Annotated in this window: 21 protein-coding genes; 3 read left to right on the top strand and 18 right to left on the bottom strand. The window is 55.0% G+C overall.

What is annotated here, in order from left to right:
* Positions 1–6: 6 nt before the first annotated feature.
* The 9 genes from ftsL to B1A75_RS02390 all read right to left on the bottom strand — a co-directional run bounded on the left by ftsL (position 7) and on the right by B1A75_RS02390 (position 7,171).
* The gene (gene ftsL / locus B1A75_RS02350) at positions 7–363 is read right to left on the bottom strand and encodes a cell division protein FtsL (protein WP_042380219.1); all 357 of its coding nucleotides are present in this window, start codon (positions 361–363) and stop codon (positions 7–9) included.
* Between the two features lie 97 nt (positions 364–460).
* Positions 461–1,393, bottom strand: coding sequence for a 16S rRNA (cytosine(1402)-N(4))-methyltransferase RsmH (gene rsmH / locus B1A75_RS02355; RefSeq protein WP_042380056.1), 933 nt, complete (start codon positions 1,391–1,393; stop codon positions 461–463).
* A 277-nt stretch (positions 1,394–1,670) separates the two neighbouring features.
* Positions 1,671–3,299, bottom strand: a complete 1,629-nt coding sequence (bshC, locus tag B1A75_RS02360) for a bacillithiol biosynthesis cysteine-adding enzyme BshC (RefSeq protein WP_042380058.1) — start codon at positions 3,297–3,299, stop codon at positions 1,671–1,673.
* An 82-nt stretch (positions 3,300–3,381) separates the two neighbouring features.
* On the bottom strand, positions 3,382–3,768 hold the full coding sequence (locus tag B1A75_RS02365) for a DUF3397 domain-containing protein (RefSeq protein WP_042380060.1): 387 nt from the start codon (positions 3,766–3,768) through the stop codon (positions 3,382–3,384).
* Positions 3,761–4,681, bottom strand: a complete 921-nt coding sequence (locus B1A75_RS02370) for a 2-dehydropantoate 2-reductase (RefSeq protein ID WP_042380061.1) — start codon at positions 4,679–4,681, stop codon at positions 3,761–3,763. The genes B1A75_RS02365 and B1A75_RS02370 overlap by 8 nt, the downstream gene beginning before the upstream one ends.
* A gap of 68 nt (positions 4,682–4,749) precedes the next feature.
* Positions 4,750–5,328 (bottom strand): RsfA family transcriptional regulator, encoded by a 579-nt coding sequence (locus B1A75_RS02375; protein WP_042380063.1) that lies wholly within the window; start codon positions 5,326–5,328, stop codon positions 4,750–4,752.
* Positions 5,329–5,397: 69 nt separating this feature from the next.
* Positions 5,398–6,153: an enoyl-CoA hydratase/isomerase family protein gene (locus tag B1A75_RS02380; RefSeq protein WP_042380065.1), complete on the bottom strand. Its 756-nt coding sequence runs from the start codon at positions 6,151–6,153 to the stop codon at positions 5,398–5,400.
* A gap of 161 nt (positions 6,154–6,314) precedes the next feature.
* A complete protein-coding gene (gene rpmF, locus B1A75_RS02385; RefSeq protein WP_011230605.1) occupies positions 6,315–6,488 on the bottom strand; it encodes a 50S ribosomal protein L32 in 174 nt (57 codons plus the stop codon).
* A gap of 143 nt (positions 6,489–6,631) precedes the next feature.
* The gene (locus B1A75_RS02390; protein WP_042380067.1) at positions 6,632–7,171 is read right to left on the bottom strand and encodes a YceD family protein; all 540 of its coding nucleotides are present in this window, start codon (positions 7,169–7,171) and stop codon (positions 6,632–6,634) included.
* Between the two features lie 309 nt (positions 7,172–7,480).
* On the opposite strand from B1A75_RS02390, the gene B1A75_RS02395 reads away from it, so the two are divergent.
* Entirely contained in the window at positions 7,481–8,701 is a 1,221-nt protein-coding gene (locus B1A75_RS02395; RefSeq protein WP_042380069.1) for a nucleotidyltransferase, read from the top strand.
* Here B1A75_RS02395 and B1A75_RS02400 read toward each other — a convergent pair.
* Complete coding sequence (locus B1A75_RS02400) at positions 8,674–9,693, bottom strand: SepM family pheromone-processing serine protease (RefSeq protein WP_074043660.1); 1,020 nt, start codon at positions 9,691–9,693, stop codon at positions 8,674–8,676. The two genes, B1A75_RS02395 and B1A75_RS02400, sit on opposite strands and share 28 nt — an antisense overlap.
* Positions 9,690–10,478: a patatin-like phospholipase family protein gene (locus tag B1A75_RS02405; protein ID WP_079935674.1), complete on the bottom strand. Its 789-nt coding sequence runs from the start codon at positions 10,476–10,478 to the stop codon at positions 9,690–9,692. Before B1A75_RS02405 ends, B1A75_RS02400 begins: the two co-directional genes overlap by 4 nt.
* A gap of 130 nt (positions 10,479–10,608) precedes the next feature.
* Here B1A75_RS02405 and ylbJ point away from each other — a divergent pair, with 130 nt between their 5' ends.
* Positions 10,609–11,844, top strand: coding sequence for a sporulation integral membrane protein YlbJ (gene ylbJ / locus B1A75_RS02410; protein WP_042380076.1), 1,236 nt, complete (start codon positions 10,609–10,611; stop codon positions 11,842–11,844).
* A 139-nt stretch (positions 11,845–11,983) separates the two neighbouring features.
* Here the strand turns inward: ylbJ and coaD are convergent, their stop codons facing one another.
* Together coaD and rsmD are read right to left on the bottom strand one after the other, a co-directional pair.
* Complete coding sequence (gene coaD, locus B1A75_RS02415; RefSeq protein ID WP_042380080.1) at positions 11,984–12,478, bottom strand: pantetheine-phosphate adenylyltransferase; 495 nt, start codon at positions 12,476–12,478, stop codon at positions 11,984–11,986.
* The gene (rsmD, locus tag B1A75_RS02420; protein ID WP_042380222.1) at positions 12,444–13,040 is read right to left on the bottom strand and encodes a 16S rRNA (guanine(966)-N(2))-methyltransferase RsmD; all 597 of its coding nucleotides are present in this window, start codon (positions 13,038–13,040) and stop codon (positions 12,444–12,446) included. Before rsmD ends, coaD begins: the two co-directional genes overlap by 35 nt.
* A gap of 396 nt (positions 13,041–13,436) precedes the next feature.
* Between rsmD and B1A75_RS02425 the strand changes: the two genes are divergently transcribed.
* Positions 13,437–13,826, top strand: a complete 390-nt coding sequence (locus B1A75_RS02425; RefSeq protein ID WP_042380083.1) for a DUF7147 family protein — start codon at positions 13,437–13,439, stop codon at positions 13,824–13,826.
* 58 nt (positions 13,827–13,884) lie between these two features.
* Here the strand turns inward: B1A75_RS02425 and B1A75_RS02430 are convergent, their stop codons facing one another.
* The 5 genes from B1A75_RS02430 to B1A75_RS02450 all read right to left on the bottom strand — a co-directional run bounded on the left by B1A75_RS02430 (position 13,885) and on the right by B1A75_RS02450 (position 15,798).
* Positions 13,885–14,154, bottom strand: coding sequence for a YlbG family protein (locus B1A75_RS02430; protein ID WP_011230596.1), 270 nt, complete (start codon positions 14,152–14,154; stop codon positions 13,885–13,887).
* A 17-nt stretch (positions 14,155–14,171) separates the two neighbouring features.
* Complete coding sequence (locus B1A75_RS02435) at positions 14,172–14,618, bottom strand: YlbF/YmcA family competence regulator (protein WP_042380225.1); 447 nt, start codon at positions 14,616–14,618, stop codon at positions 14,172–14,174.
* 141 nt (positions 14,619–14,759) lie between these two features.
* Positions 14,760–15,128, bottom strand: a complete 369-nt coding sequence (locus B1A75_RS02440; protein WP_042380087.1) for a hypothetical protein — start codon at positions 15,126–15,128, stop codon at positions 14,760–14,762.
* 40 nt (positions 15,129–15,168) lie between these two features.
* Positions 15,169–15,402, bottom strand: a complete 234-nt coding sequence (locus B1A75_RS02445; protein ID WP_013145870.1) for a YlbE-like family protein — start codon at positions 15,400–15,402, stop codon at positions 15,169–15,171.
* Positions 15,403–15,414: 12 nt separating this feature from the next.
* A complete protein-coding gene (locus tag B1A75_RS02450) occupies positions 15,415–15,798 on the bottom strand; it encodes a YlbD family protein (RefSeq protein ID WP_074043662.1) in 384 nt (127 codons plus the stop codon).
* Positions 15,799–15,834: the final 36 nt, after the last annotated feature.

The following is a 15,834-nucleotide window of genomic DNA, read 5'->3' on the forward strand; positions in this document are numbered from 1 at the left end:
CGCCGATCATTCCTGCACAACTTTCACATGGTTTTCGTTGAGCGACAAACCAAGCTCTTTCGCCTTTTGCAAAATGCGCTCGTACGCGCTCAGCCGTTGCACCTCGACATATAAGTCATTGTTCTCCTTTTTCTGCTCGTCAATCGACGCCTCGAGCTTTTGCACCCCTTTGTTCAGTTCGTAAATGCGCACTTGGTTCGAGACGATGTGAACCGCCGCATAGAAGACAAACAGGAAAAACAACATAAACAGCAGCTTTTCAGCCAGCGACGGGCGAAAGCGCTGCTTCCGCCGCGGCTTCGGGCTTGGCGGTGCCGCCGGATGTCGTTGTTCACGCGCGGCTTTGACTGCTGCATCATTCACAGCTTTCCCCTCCTGTTTCTCCATTCATTCGTTTTTCGCCGCAATGGGCGGCTCCTGCATGAAAATCGGTTGTGTTTCTCCGCTGTTTTTGTCGTTACTACAGCTTTTCAGCAATGCGGAGTTTGGCCGAACGGGCGCGATGGTTTCGTTCGAGCTCTTCCTCGGAAGGAACGATCGGTTTTTTTGTAATGATTTTCAGCACGGGGCGGTAGTCGTCGGGGAGAACCGGAAGCCCCGGAGGCCATGGCGGGCTTTCGCTCGCCTTTTTAAACATTTCTTTGCAAATGCGGTCTTCAAGCGAATGAAACGTAATGACGCTCACCCGTCCACCGGGTGCAAGCAGTTCGATCGCCTGCTCGAGCGCCTCGCGAAACGCCTCGAGCTCATCGTTGACCGCGATGCGGAGCGCCTGAAAAATGCGTTTGGCCGGGTGTCCGCCGCTGCGGCGCGCCGGTGCCGGGATCGCCTCTTTAATCACCTCAACGAGCTCCCCCGTCGTTTTAATCGACCTCGTGCGGCGCACTTCCTCGATTTTGCGCGCCACTTGCTTCGAAAACTTCTCTTCGCCGTAACGGAAAAAGATGCGGACGAGCTCCTCGTATGGCCAGCGGTTGACAATCTCCGCCGCCGTCAGCCGCTGCTTGCGGTCCATCCGCATATCAAGCGGCGCATCGTGCTGATAGCTGAAGCCGCGCTCGGGTTCGTCGAGCTGCGGCGAAGAAACACCCAAATCAAACAAGACGCCGTCGACGGACTTGACGCCAAGCGCTGAAAGCTCCTCTTGCAAAAACCGGAAGTTCCGGTGCACAAACTGCACTTGCCGGCCGTAGCGGGCGAGCCGTTCGCGCGCATGCATGATGGCGGCTTCGTCTTGGTCAAAGGCAAACAGCTTCCCATGTTCCGACAAACGGGAGAGCAAATATTCGCTATGGCCGCCGCCGCCCAGCGTACAATCGACGTAAATGCCGTCCGGGCGGATGTTCAGCCCATCGACTGCCTCTTTCAGCAACACTGTTGTATGTTGAAACACATGTCCACCACCTTCGTTGCGTAAAGCCACACTCACATCGGCCAGTGGCCGCCTCCTTATTATATCGCAAAGATGGACAAAATTTTAGCTTTTTTTGTAAAAAAACGTCCTTTTTTGTTTCTTTTTGTCGGACGGGCCAATCACGGCCATCCTGGCGGCTTCACCCCTTTACTTTTATTTCCATTTAATGAATGTTGTTTTTTACAATTCATTTCACAAAAAAGAAAATCCTGCTCAAAGCAGGATGTTTCTTTTCGACTTTTTCTTTGAAAAAGCCTCACATATATACAATTTTATGCATTCCATTGCCAGGACTAGGAATCGCCAAAAGTTTTTCTACAAAATCAAATCCGTAGCGGTTGATGTAATAAAACACGTTCCAAACCCGCTCCTGGAGCGCGCCGTTCGGCCGAAGCGACGTCTCTATGCGCCAAAATTTCCGCCACTCCGTCTCATGTTTGCGCAACAGCGCCCGCTCGAGCGCGTGCTGAAGAAACTCGATTTGCTCCTGAATGATGGCGGCATTTTTCGCCACCAATCCCTCCAATCCGCGGTCAATCGCCACTCCAAGCTCACGGAGCGGCCGGTGCGCCGCGTCAATGTCCGCCTTCGCTTGGGCAAACACCGAAGCAAGCGGCGCTTGAGCGGTCGCCTCCCGCCACTCCCGCTTTGCTTCATCGAGCCGCCCGGACAATACATCAGCCACCTCAAGGCCGATATCGGACAGGTCGGTTTGCAGCGAACGGCTGACGATCGTCGCCTGCAGACGCGGCACGACCGGAGGCATTTCTAGGTCGAAAAGCGGAAACGCCTCTTTCAATTCCGCCCAATAAGCGATCTCCCCCGGTCCGGCAACGAAAGCGAGCGTCGGCAGCAAATACTCTTGCATGAGCGGACGGGTGACGACATTGTTGCTTAAACGGGCCGGATTCGTTTCGGCCAGCTCAAGCAGCTCTTCTCTTGTCCAAACGAGAGTTCCCGCTTTATTGCGAAACAGGCCGCTCTCCTCGTCATACTGCAAAAGCGAACGTTCACGGCCGTCGTAATAAAACAAGTTGGCCGCGTCACGACCGATTTCAATCAGCGGCGCATATCCGAGCGCGCGCAGCGCCTCTTGCTGAGCAAGCACCGCGGCCGTCACGTCGCGATGGCGTTCAATGAGCGCAGCGAAAAAGCGGCGCTCAAGCGGCCGCACCGCCGCATCGCCAGCGTTAAAGACCACTAAGCCGTGATCAGCGAACAACCGGAGCACAATAACGGCAAAAAAGTCGACAAACGTGCGCGCCTCATCGAGACACGATGACAAAAAGGAGAGCAGCTCATTCGTCACGTCCGTTTCCCCATACGTTTTGACGACGCGCTCGACCCACTCTTTCGCAGCCATCCGGTCCAGCAGCACATCGGCAGCCATCCGCTTTTCGTTCGTTTTGTGCGGGTACGCCGCTTTTTTTACTTCTCCTTCTTCAACAACATAGACATGATCGATTTCCGCGATGTCATGGTCTTCGCCGGCGATCCAAAACAGCGGCACGACCGGCACGCCCAGTTTTCGTTCCTGCTCTTTGGCAAGCTGGATGATGGTGATGATCTTATAAATCGTATACAGCGGCCCAGTCAACAGCCCGGCTTGCTGCCCGCTGACAATGACGACGCTTCGCTCGTCGCGCAGTTTCTCAATTTTTGCCATCGTGGCCGCGCTCGCCGAGAAGCGCCGGTGATAAGCACGCAAATAGTCGGCAAGCCCTTCTCGGTCATAGGTTCTTCCTTGCAAATAGGCCAACCGCCGACAAAACGCTTCATCGTCCGCCTGGGCATAAGCGAAGCCGCTCTCTGCTGGAAACGCGCCGGTTATGTAATCAGCCGCCAATTTCGTCGCCGCTGGCAGCGGAATTTCGCGAACTTCCATGGCTAAAAACTCCCTTTCTTATGTATTCTTTCATGAGTATAGCACGTTTATTGCCAAGAGAAAAAAGGCTTGCTCGGCCGAGCTAAAGGCTCATAGCAACGCGCATGGCCATGCCGTATACAAGCAGCCCGGCGTAAAGGGAGGCAAAAATGAGAAAACTCGCCCGCCAAAAGACGCGGAACACCGTCCGCAAACGAAAGTCCGCCTTTTTCCGCCAATAGCCAAGCGCAATCACCGCGTGCAGACCAACCAAAAAGAGAAGCAGAGGAACGAAGTACGATTTCCCAAACAGCACTGCTAGCAAAAAATAGACAGCGGCGATGAAAAAAGCAGTCGCGGCGTTGACCGCGGCGTAAAACGCTGCCCGCTTCCGCCTGCCGACCAAGCGTGCTCCGAAGTAGACGAGCAAAAACAGCAGAAGCGGCGCGGTCACAAACGTCGCCAGCGTCGAAGCGAGCCAATCATCCATCCGCCTCTCCCCCTTCCTTCCCTTTCACCGCGCAAAAGATAAAGCGAACGACCGGCAGCGCAACGCCGCGCGCCTCCCCTTGTTTCAACACATAGCCCAAAATTGCGTCAATCTCCGTCCGACGCCCGGTCGCCAAGTCCATATACATCGACGAATAGTTGTCCGCCGTTTTTCGGCATATGCGGACGACGCGCTCCCATGCCCGATTGGCATCATCAAGCGGCAGCACTTTCTGCACCTCATCAAACAGCTGCCTCATCATATCGCGGTACGGAGCCGTTTCTAGCAGCGCCCCGTTTTTCACTTGCAATAGAGCGGTGAGCGGATTGATGACTGCGTTGACGACAAGCTTGTCCACAAGAATGCGCTCCCAATCGTCCGCCCATTCGATCGGAAAGCCGCACTCCCCTTCCCGAAGCTCCCGGGCGTCGCCAAGTGAACCGTAGCGGGAAGCGAGCGTCAGCTTTCCGGCGCCCGTATGCGCCACCGTCCGGTCATCTAGCTTCATTGCGCCATGCTCCACGACACCGACGAGAACATTTTTGTCGGCAAACATAGCCAATTGCTCGAGATGCCCCATGCCGTTTTGCAAAAAAACGAGCGTGCGAACGCGGCGAAACGCGTCGATTTGCGCACAGACGGAAGCGAGATCGTACTGTTTGACGGTCACAAACACGAGCGGCTCGTCCAGCTCCACCCCGGCAAACGGCTGCGCGCGCACCGCCACGACCGATGTCTCGCCATCTTTTTTCAGCGCCACACCATGCTCGGCAAGCTGCCTTGCTTGGGACGGACGCCTCGTATAGACCGTCACCCCATGGCGCCGCCCAAGGTAAGCGGCGAGCAGCAATCCGACTGCTCCGCCGCCGACAATCCCGATGTTCAACCCTTCTCCCCCGCTTTCTTGCAACATGGCGTTAGCCTTATTTTAGCAGAGATCTTCTTTTTCCGTTAAGAAAAAAGCCGGCGAAAAGCCAGCCTTTACCCTTCGCCGACGCCCTCAGCCGCTGCATTCGGCGCCGGTTTCCCGCTGTCTGCTACCATTTTGCGCGCCCGCTCCATAATGGAAAGTAGCGTTTTATACTCCTCCTGGATAGCGGCCAGTTGTTTTTGCAGCGCTTCTTTTTCCATTTGCAACTTCGTCACCATTTGCTGCAGCTGCTCCATATCGTTTTTGAGCGCGCGGTTTTCATCGGCCGTCCGTCGGGCGTCGCGCGCCTTTTGCTCCTCAGCTTGCAAAAAGGCCAGCACTTCCGCCCATGACAAATGGCTTTTGACTGCCGTTTCCACCTTCGCCTGCCCCTCGCTTTCCTTTGCCGATGCGGTTTCTTTTTTTCGCATCTTCCGTTCTTGCTTGGCTTGCTCGATCTCCTCCTTGTACTGCTTGCGAACGCACGAATTCCAGCGAAATCCGCACGCCGCGGCTGTCCGCGACAAGCGCCGCCCGACTTCGGCAAACGCCTCAAGCTGGGTGCCGCCTTCGCGAATATACTGAAGCACAACATTCGCTAACAGCTCATCCTCTTCTTTCGTCCATGCATCTTGGCGTACCCCCGTCATCCCCTTCCCCCCTTATCGCCGCTTTGTCATTATATGTATGCGGCTAGTAGAAACGGTAGAAGGAAAAAATTAATTCTTGCGCAAAAAAGGACGCAATGCCTGTTCATGTTCGTCCGACCCCCACAGCTCGGCGCAACGGGCGATCTCGGCGAAAAACTGCTCGCGAAACCAAGTTGTTCGCCATTTTTCGCCGGCGGCGGCTTTATACGCCTGCAAGACGGAAAGCGACCGCGCCGCATAAGGCGCCAGCCGTTCGCGCCATTGTTCATGCCAACGTTCGGCTGATAGGATGGCGTCAATCCAACCGCACGCTTCCATCGCCTCGGCCGTCATCGGCTCGGCGCGCAGCAGTAAGTCAAGCGCCCGCCCGTACGGAAGTTTGGCAAACAGCATCGACGCTCCTCCCCAGCCGGTCGTAATGCCAAGTCGACCTTGCACAAATCCGATCCGGCTTCCTTCTTTGGCAAAGCGAAAATCGCAAGCGGTCGCCAGCTCGCAGCCGCCCCCCATCGCTGTTCCGTTGACAAGGGCGACCGTCGGCTTCGGAAACGTCAGCAGCCTGTACAGCAGCTCTCCCATGCGCATGAGCATCTGTCTTGCCTCCGTGCCGCGCAAATGCCCAAACTCGCTCAAATCGCCGCCGGAACAAAACGCCTCGCTGCCGGCTCCAGTAATGGCGAACACTTTCACTTGCCTATCGGCCGCCGCCTGTTCCATCGCCTCCTCAAGCGCCTCCATCACGGCGAAATTGATCGCATTCCGTTTCTCTGGACGACAAATCGTAAACAGCGCAATACCGTCATGATGCTCCAACATTGCTTCCATCAGCGCGTCTCTCCTTTCTTCATCAATGAATTGGGCGCGTCCTCTTCGATTTCCTGCTTCCCGACGAAAAAAACCGCCGCCTGGACAAACGGCGTCGATTTTTTGCAGACAATCAAAAAGGCTGTCCTGTTTTCGGACAGCCTGTCGTTCGATGTCGGCCATTATTTGTTGACGACATCTCTTCCTTTGTATGTTCCGCATGCTTTGCAGACGCGGTGCGCCAATTTCCATTCGCCGCAGTTCGGGCATTGCACCATACCTGGCACTTGCAGTTTAAAGTGCGTGCGGCGCAGCCGTTTTCTCGTTTTCGATGTTCTTCTAAAAGGTACTGCCATCGTTCCCACCTCCTTGTCGGCGCATTGAGCATATCCATGCCGGCGGATCAGTCAGCCCCGAGGCCGCCGTTCGCCGGCACACAAGGCGGCTGCCGGACGGTGCGCAATATTCGGCGCCATCGGCCGGCAACGCCGACTCACGATCAGTCCTCTCGTGTTTCCTCGAAAAACTTGGCCAGTCCTGCAAGGCGAGGATCTACTTTCTTTTCCCGCTCTTGCATCGCTTTCTCCCATTCTTCTTCCGACAGAACGTCCCATCCTTCCCCGTGTTGCGGTGCTCCGTCAGCAACCGGTCCTTCGGCAATAAGCTGCAACGGGATTTCAAGCAAAATCAGCTCGCGGATGATGGGGTTCAAATCAATCGTGTCCCCCGCCACCATATGGGTGTCCTCATCGGTCTCCACGATGCCGCTGCCATCCGCAAAAAACGTCTCCGTCGTCTGAATGGAAAACGGATACGTCACATCGACAAGCGTCCGCGAACAAGGCAACACCATCGTCCCGGACAACGTCAAATGAAACGTGAATTTTGTCGACCCGACATCCGCTTTTCCTCGGACGTGCACCGGCGAAATATCGCGGATCAACGTGTCAATTTGTTTTAAATCGGACACATCGACCGTCTCATCAATCGCCATTTCCTTATGTTGAAAACGGCGAAGCTGTTGGACCGTCCATTTCATATCATCACCTCAAGGCAACGAATAAAATTATACGTTTCGTTTCTAGTTTTGTCAATGTTTTTTCTTTACAACTGCTCATTCCTTGGGAAAAGAACGGCATACTCCCATCATTTCCAAATGCCGCTCCGAACATGCACGGTCGGCGCGCGGACAGCGGAAAACGGACGGCCGCTTCGTTTCTTTTGATGTTCTCACCGCATGTCGCCGTTGATCTTCGCCGTCGTATATTCCATACTAAGTTCAGATAGAATAGACAGCCATTTCTTTGCGGCCAAGCCGCGCGAATCGCCATGAAAGGAGCGAAAAAAGGTGAAAGCCGTCGGCGTGATCGTGGAATACAACCCGTTTCACAACGGTCATTTCCACCATTTGAACGAAACGAGGCAAAAGACAGGAGCGGACTGTTTGATCGCCGTCATGAGCGGAAACTTCTTGCAGCGCGGTGAGCCGGCCATCGTCTCCAAATGGGCGCGGGCGAAAATGGCGCTAGCCGCCGGCGTAGATGTGGTCATCGAGCTGCCGTACGCCTTCGCTGTGCAAGCGGCTGAACAGTTCGCGCATGGGGCGGTGCAGCTGCTTGCGGCGATCGGCTGTCAAGAGCTTTGCTTTGGCAGCGAATCGGGGGAAATTTCCGCTTTTTTATCCGCGGCGGAAACATGGCTCGAACAGAAGGAAACGTTCGATTCCCTCATCCGCACCGGGCTGGCGCGCGGACAAAGCTTTCCGAAAGCCGCCGCTGAAGCGTGGCAAAAGCTCGGCGCCGCTCCGCTTGATTTGTCGCAGCCAAATAACGTGCTTGGTTTTGCGTATGTGAAAGCCATTCGGCAAAACAGGCTGGCGATTGCCCCGCACACGATTCCGCGGCTGGCCGCCGGCTATCATGACGAATCATTTTCCCACCCGTCGATCGCGAGCGCCACCAGCCTGCGGAAAGCATTGCGACAAACCGGGCAGCTCGAGTCGATCGCGGCGTACGTTCCGCCCGCTGCGCTCGAACAACTCCGCCAATACCGGGAGACATACGGGCGCTTTCACGATTGGGAATTGTATTTTCCGCTCCTAAAATACCGGCTGTTGACCGCCACAGAGGCCGACTTGCGCCGCATCGCCGGCGTGGAGGAAGGGATCGAACACCGGCTGAAGCAACACATCGCCCACGCCGAAACGTTCGCTGCCTTCATCGCCGCCGTCAAAACGAAGCGATACACCTGGACAAGACTGCAACGCCTATGCGCGCATGTGTTGACGAATTTCACAAAGGAAGAGCAAGCCAAAGCGGCCAACCCGACCTATATCCGGCTGCTCGGCATGAGTGAAACCGGCCGCCGCTATTTAAAGCAGGCGAAAAAAAGCGCCGCGCTCCCGCTCGTCGCCAAAGCGGCCAAACTCAACGGCGACCCTCTTTATGAGCAAGAAAAAAGAGCGGCAGCTGTGTACGCCGCCGCTTTTCCGGAGCCGCTCTACAGCGCCGCGCTGAAAGAAGAATACGCCACGGCGCCGATTTACGTTTCCGGCATAGAGCGCAAATAACGGACCGCCTCGTCGAACGTATCGACCGGGACGATTTTCATATGCGTCCCGATTTTTTTCGCCGTCCGCACCGCCTCGCGATAGTTCGACGTCGGCGCACCATGTTCGTTCGGCGCGAAAAACACCTCGGCTCCTTCGCGGTCAGCGGCCACGACTTTTTGCGAAACACCGCCGATCGGCCCGACGTTTCCGTCAAGATCAATCGTTCCGGTGCCGGCGATTTTATGACCTTTTGTAATATCTTCATCGACAAGTTGGTTGTAAATTTCAAGTGAAAACATGAGCCCAGCCGACGGTCCGCCGATTTGTTCCGACTCGACGTCAACCGGCGGGTCGGTGCGGACGTCATAATCGGTCATGAGTGTCACCCCAAGGCCGACTTGGTTCGGGTGCTGTCGAAACGGCTTCAGCTCGAGCTCTGTTTCCTGCCGCTTCCGGCCGCGAATGAATGCGACGCGGACGCGATCACCCGCTTGTTTTCCGCGAATGTAGTTGACCATCTGCTCCGATGTGCCGAGCGGCTTTCCGTCGATCGCGACGATGCGATCGCCGGTCTCTAGACGGCCGGCGGCCGGCATATCAGGGAGGACGCTCATGACATAAACGCCATGAGGTTCATACGACACCGGCTTTCCGGCGTGGCGATAAGCGACGACGATCGCCGCTTCCTTCGACTGTTCCATAAGCTCAAGCTGGCGCATCGTATATTCCTTGTCGCTCTCTCCTTCCTGCTTGATTTCCTCGACCGGATGAAGCTCATAAAACGGGCGGATATGGGCCAACAAATACGCCATCACATTCGCCCGCCCCATCCGCACCGTCGTAAGCATAAACGTTCCCTCATCGCGGTCTCCGCGCTCCACGTGAACGAGCGGCTTTAAACTTTGCGCACTTCCCGGCATCGTCACGTAATACGGCAGCTTCATAAAAATGAGCAAAAAGGTGAGGGCGGCGCCAAAGAAAAACAGCGCAATATACGTCCGTTTCTTCATTCGTGTGATGGCTCCTTCCACTGTTCAATCGCTTGACGGATCGCTCCCACTTGCTTCCGCGCTTCCTCTTCCCCACAAGCGATGATTTCCTCAATATCCGTGAACGCCCGCGAGCTATACTGTTCGACTCGCGGCCGGATCATAACGTCTGAGGCGAGCTGACGGTGAGCTACCAGTTCCGCTTGCAAAATATCGAGGCTCTGCCAAATGACATCGGCGATCGACGCAATTTCCGCCTTCGTGTTGAGCGGAGAGACATCGACGGCGATGACAATATCCGCTCCCATCGCCCGGACGACCGACACTGGCACCCGGTCGACGACGCCACCGTCGACAAGCAGCCTGCCATTCACTTCCGCCGGCACAAAAATGCCGGGAATCGAGATGCTCGCCCGCACCGCCTCGGCTGCTTCCCCTTGCCGAAACACGACTTTCTCCCCCGTCTGCAAATCAGCAGCGACAACGGCCACAGGCGGGGACATCTCCTCGATTCGTTTCCCTTTCGTCAACAAGCGAATGAACTGCGTGATGCGCTCGCCAGCGATCAGCCCCATTTTCGGCACCGTCCAGTCAAGAAAATCGTTGCGTCGAAACGATTGAGCCAACCGATAGAGACGATGGAGGCCATGGCCGCTTGCGTAAAGGACGGCGACGAGCGCGCCGATGCTGCTGCCGGCCAAATAGGAAATCGGAATATGCTCCTCCTCGAGCACTTTCAATACCCCAAGATGGGCGAACCCGCGCGCTCCTCCCGACCCGAGCGCCAATCCGACTTTTGGCGGCACGCCTCCTCCCCCCTTTGTCGCAGCGTTCTCCGCTTTCATCTTATGGTCTAAAACGCCCCCCTATGCTCGTATATTAGGTTATATGAGGTTGTACCACGCGAAGCCGCACGGCAAAAAAGGGGGGAAAAAAGTGAAACAAAATTGGGGAGCGAAATGGAAAACCGTATTGCTCGCTTCCGCCGCCACCTTGTTTGCGTTTTCGCTCATTTGCTATCCAAAACAGTCGCTTGAAGCGTCCATTCGCGGTTTAAATATGTGGTGGGAGGTCGTCTTTCCATCGCTTTTGCCGTTTTTCATCGTCTCGGAGCTGCTCATCAGCTTCGGCGTCGTCAGCTTCCTTGGCGTCTTGCTCGAGCCGCTCATGCGCCCGTTGTTTCGCGTCCCGGGCGTCGGCGGATTCGCCTGGGCCATGGGAATGGCGTCCGGCTACCCGTCTGGAGCCAAGCTGACCGCCCGCCTGTACCAGGAAAAACAGCTGACGACGATTGAAGCCGAACGGCTCTCGTCGTTCACCAATTCATCCAACCCACTTTTTATTTTTGGAGCTGTATCAGCGGGATTTTTCAACAACCCGCAACTCGGCCTTGTGCTGGCCGTTTCCCACTATTTAGGAAACATTAGCGTTGGGCTGATCATGCGCTTTCACGGCATCCGAAAAGAACAGAGGCAATCGAAGCGGCAGCCACGCTCATTTTCGCTCCCGTATGCGTTGCGCACACTGCACCGCACGCGACTGAAAAACGAACAGCCGCTTGGCAAACTTCTTGGCGACGCCGTGCGCTCTTCTGTCCAAACGCTGTTAATGATCGGCGGTTTTATTATTCTCTTTTCGGTCATGAATAAACTGCTGTATATGATGCATTTGACCGAACAGCTTGCCCCGTTGCTGCGCCATCTGCTCCGCCTTGCCCAGCTGCCGGAGCAGCTTGACATCCCAGTGTTTTCCGGCTTGTTTGAAATTACGCTCGGCAGCCAAATGATCAGCCAGACCGATGAGGCGATGCTGATGGAAAAAGCGGTGGCAACAAGCTTCGTCCTCGCTTTCGGCGGCTTTTCCGTCCAAGCGCAAGTCGCCAGCATTCTCGCCGAAGCGAACATCCGCTTTCAGCCGTTTTTCATCGCGCGCTTGCTGCACGGAGTGTTTGCCGCTTCCTTTACATACTTGCTTTGGAAACCGTTGTACATCAAAACAGCCGACGGGATGCCAACCAACATTCCGGCGTTTCTTCACGCCGCCCCGGGCAACGCTTGGAATGAAGGCTGGCGGCTGTTGCAGCAATACGGGCCGCTCCTGACACTGTTTTTCCTTTGCCTTTATATATGGCTCGTCATCAAGGCGGCCAGTGAATCGCGCGGGCGCTCATAAGCCGCTTGAGCGCCCAGCTTCTTGGCAGCATCCAGCCATCGGGGCGGTTTGCGTCGTCTCGGCCGTGAGCCGCCCTTGACGACAAAACCGGGCCGGCGCCGACTGCAGCGTTCGCTTAAGCTGCTTCGATAAGGAAGCGTCAATCAGCGGCTATGGACGCAAATTTCCGCCTGAGCGCCTGCTCAACGACCGGGGGCACGAGCTCGGAAATATCGCCGTTGTATTTCGCCACTTCTTTGACGATGCTCGAGCTTAAAAACGCATACTGGCTGTTCGTCATCATAAAAAACGTTTCAATGTTTTCATCGAGGACGCGGTTCATCGACGTAATTTGCATTTCGTATTCGAAATCGGACACAGCGCGCAAGCCGCGCAAAATGGCATTCGCTTTTTTGCTGCGGGCGTAATCAACAAGCAGGCCGTGAAACGCTTCGACATGGACGTTCTTAAGCGTCCGCGTTACCTCACGCAGCAGCTCGATCCGCTCCTCGACAGTAAACAGCGGCTTTTTCGACGAGTTGTTCAACACCGCCACATACACTTGGTCAAACACTTTCGCCCCCCGTTTAATAATATCCAAATGCCCGTACGTCACAGGGTCAAAGCTCCCCGGGCAAACCGCAATGCTCGCCATCGCTTCCATCCCCTTCCCATCTATAAATCGTCACACCGGTGATACCGTATGTTTCCCGCTTCCATCGTATCAGGCCGCCAACCTCCTCCGGCAGCTCCGCCTCCGCCGAGTGTTCAGCGACGACGACGCCGTCCGGTTCCAGCAACTGACGCTCGGCGATCGACGACAGCAACGTCGGCCACTGTTTCTCTTTGTACGGCGGATCGAGGAAAATAACCGCAAAGCGGAGGCCGCGCTTCGCTACCGCCTTCAGCGCCCGCTCGGCGTCGTTGCAGTAAATTTCCACCCGCTTTTCAAGCCCGCAGGCCGCCACGTTTTTTCGAACCGTCTGTACCGCTTTCCTGTCATGATCGACGAAAATGACGCGCTCAATTCCGCGGCTGAGCGCCTCGATGCCCAAGCCGCCGCTGCCAGCAAACAAATCAAGGCCGATGCCGCCTGAGAAATATGGCCCGATCATATTAAATATCGCTTCTTTGACTTTATCGGTCGTCGGCCGCGTCGACATCCCTGGAACCGCTTGCAGATGCCGTCCTTTGCATGTTCCGGAAATGACTCTCATCATCTTCACCCAATTCACCGTTTCAAGGTGGCCTTGTCAGCCATTTGATTCGTCGTTTTCATGGTAATCTTACCATAAAGTTGATGATCGTCAAACTAGGGAATTTTTTCGCCATTCATGTATAGAAATCGGCAAACGGTCCATAATGAGTAATGGCAACACGCTTGACGCGTTGTTGCCAGTGACGGAGAAGACTTACGTTTCCCCATAAGTTCTTCCTCCGGTTTCTCCTCTCCCTTTTCTTTATTCTTTCCGCTCCTTGTTCCGCCCTGCGCGGAGGCAAGGAACTGGAAAGGACCTTGCGGGTTCGTTTCCGCAAGGTTTTTTTTTGATTGCAATTCGCGAGGATGGCCGGTAAAGTTAAGGGTGGACGATGCTTGCAAGGGGGAGCTATTCATGATCCAACGGTTCATCGAACTTGGCGAAGGGTATTCCGATATATATGAGCTAATTGAATTGGCGAAGGCCAACCGCCACCGTTTGTCCGGCTTCTTTGCCTTCCATACGGTGAAAAAAGGCCAGGCGGTCGTCTCCTTGGCCGTTGTCCTTCATCCGACGGACCCCGGCGATTTCCAGCCGCTTTACATTTGCCGCGAAGGCATTCCCGATCCGTTCGTCAAGCCGAACAAACGGTACGAACTGTTTATGGAAACCGCAAAGGAGCTGGACATGGACGTCATTCACCTTGATGTCAAGCCATCAACGATGTTCGCCGAACTTGACTTATATTACCAGCATTTGATCGGCATTATGCGGATGAATCGCTTCATCCCGCCGCTTCAGTAAACAAAGAAACAGCGGGCCGAAAAGCCGGCGCCGGCTTTTTTCGACCCGCTGTTTTCTTTCATCCAAGCGGATACGGGGAGTCTTTTTCCTTCTCCCCTTTCGATTCAAATTCCAGTTTTAAAAATGGGCGGTACGACGGCTCGACCCGCTTGACGAATGGAAGCGAGGCGAGCTTTTTCATTACATGGTCGACTTGCTCCATATCACAATACAGAACAGCATACTTCAGCCGTTTGGAAATGTAATGAATGTTGCCGAACTTGCGCAACTGTTTCCCATATTTCAGCGAATGAAGCCAAACGATAATCCCTTGCCGTTTTGGAAACATAGTCCCTTCCCCTTTTTTTATGTGCGGCAGCCGCAGCTTCCGCCCGCCCCGCAGCCGCCGGAACAGCCCGCCGACAAAAAGTACGGATTTCCGGTCGGCACTTTCACATGTTCCGATACCGCTTTGCCGATCAGCACGCTGATCTCATCAAGCAGCTCTTGCATCGCCTTCTCCGCCTCCTTAAAGGCGGCGACCGTCTCATGCAAATCGAGCTCCCGCTTCGCTTCGCGCACTTCTTTCATCACGTCGCGGTAATCAGGATGGTATTTTCCGAAGCGCTGCACTTCTTCGTAGCGCTCCTTCAGCTTGACAAAGCGAGCGATCAGCTGCTGGGCGCAGCGGTCTTGCTTCAGCCGCCAAAAGGCGCGGCGGTATTCGTCCGCCACGTCCGACTCGACGATCATTTTGGCCAACGCTTCTGCTTTATCTAAAATCTCGATGCGCTCGAGAGTCGCAATCCTCACCAAATGGCACCTCCATTATCCATCATACCATGAACGAAAAGAAAATGGAAAGGAAAGAGATAGCAAAGAAGCAAACAAAAAAAGGCGATCCAGGCTGTGCTGAATCGCCCCCGTTCATCTTTTAAACGATCGTCGTCATCTCTATCGGATGGCGACGTCAAATTCGTGCGTCATGCCGGTTGCTTTCCCATCATTGTAGACGAGCTCAAGACGGATGGTATGCTTCCCACTCGGCAAGCCGCGCACGATAAAGGCGGCCGTGTATACTTCAGTCATTTTTTGCCCGTTGACATAGACATTAATGTGTCCGCCGCCGCTCCCTTTGCGGAACGGAAAGTGGACGGCAACACATTCAATGAATACGTCACTTCCTTTCACTTCATGCTTCACCTGCAGCGTGCCGCCCACCGCTTCGGCGTTAGCGGAGGACGACGGCGCCGGCTCAAAGAAGGCATACGCCGCAAGCAACATGACGCCCGCAAGCCATGCGAACCACTTTGGCAAAGACATCACTCCCTTTCAAAACTAGTCTTTGCCGTTGGCCGCCCGATTAGTCGCGCATGGCTTTAAACATTTGCCACATGAGCGACGCCATTTGCAACGATTGGGAGATTTTTTCCACTTTATCGGGGATCGTCAGCTCATAGTGGCGCAAGGCGGCCAATTGGAACGTCGACAGCTCATGCGGACGGCGGGCAAGAAGCCGGTACCAGCGCGGCTGTTCACGCAAAAACGCGCGTAGCATCGGTGTTCCTTGCACATATTGCCATACATCTTTCCTCATCGCCACCACCCTTTAATCTTTGCGGAACGAAAACGGATGCGCTTCTTTGTTTCTTTGTTCTTGATCGCCCCCTTGAAATTCGGAAAGAATGCTTTGGATCGCCGCGATCGCCTGCTGGACGTTCGCCAAATGTTTTTGCACCTCGGCTGCATCGATCTGTCCAAGCATAGCCGCGAGCTTATCGAGCCATTTGTTCGTTCCTTTTTCCTCCTCTTTTGTTGCGCCGTTTGCTTCCCGATACGGCTCCCATATGTCATCGTCTTCCCCGAACAAATACCAATCCTCATACACTTGTTTCCACGTCTTTTTGCCACTGCGCACCTCTTGAATGATTTTTGGATGTTTTTTGACAAACTGTTTAAACTGTTCAACGGAAGGATGCAGAGGCTTGGCCATGGCGGTTCTCATCCCTTTCATCCACTCATGCCTATC

The organism is Geobacillus sp. LEMMY01 (assembly GCF_002042905.1).
Classification (GTDB): Bacteria; Bacillota; Bacilli; order Bacillales; family Anoxybacillaceae; genus Geobacillus; species Geobacillus proteiniphilus.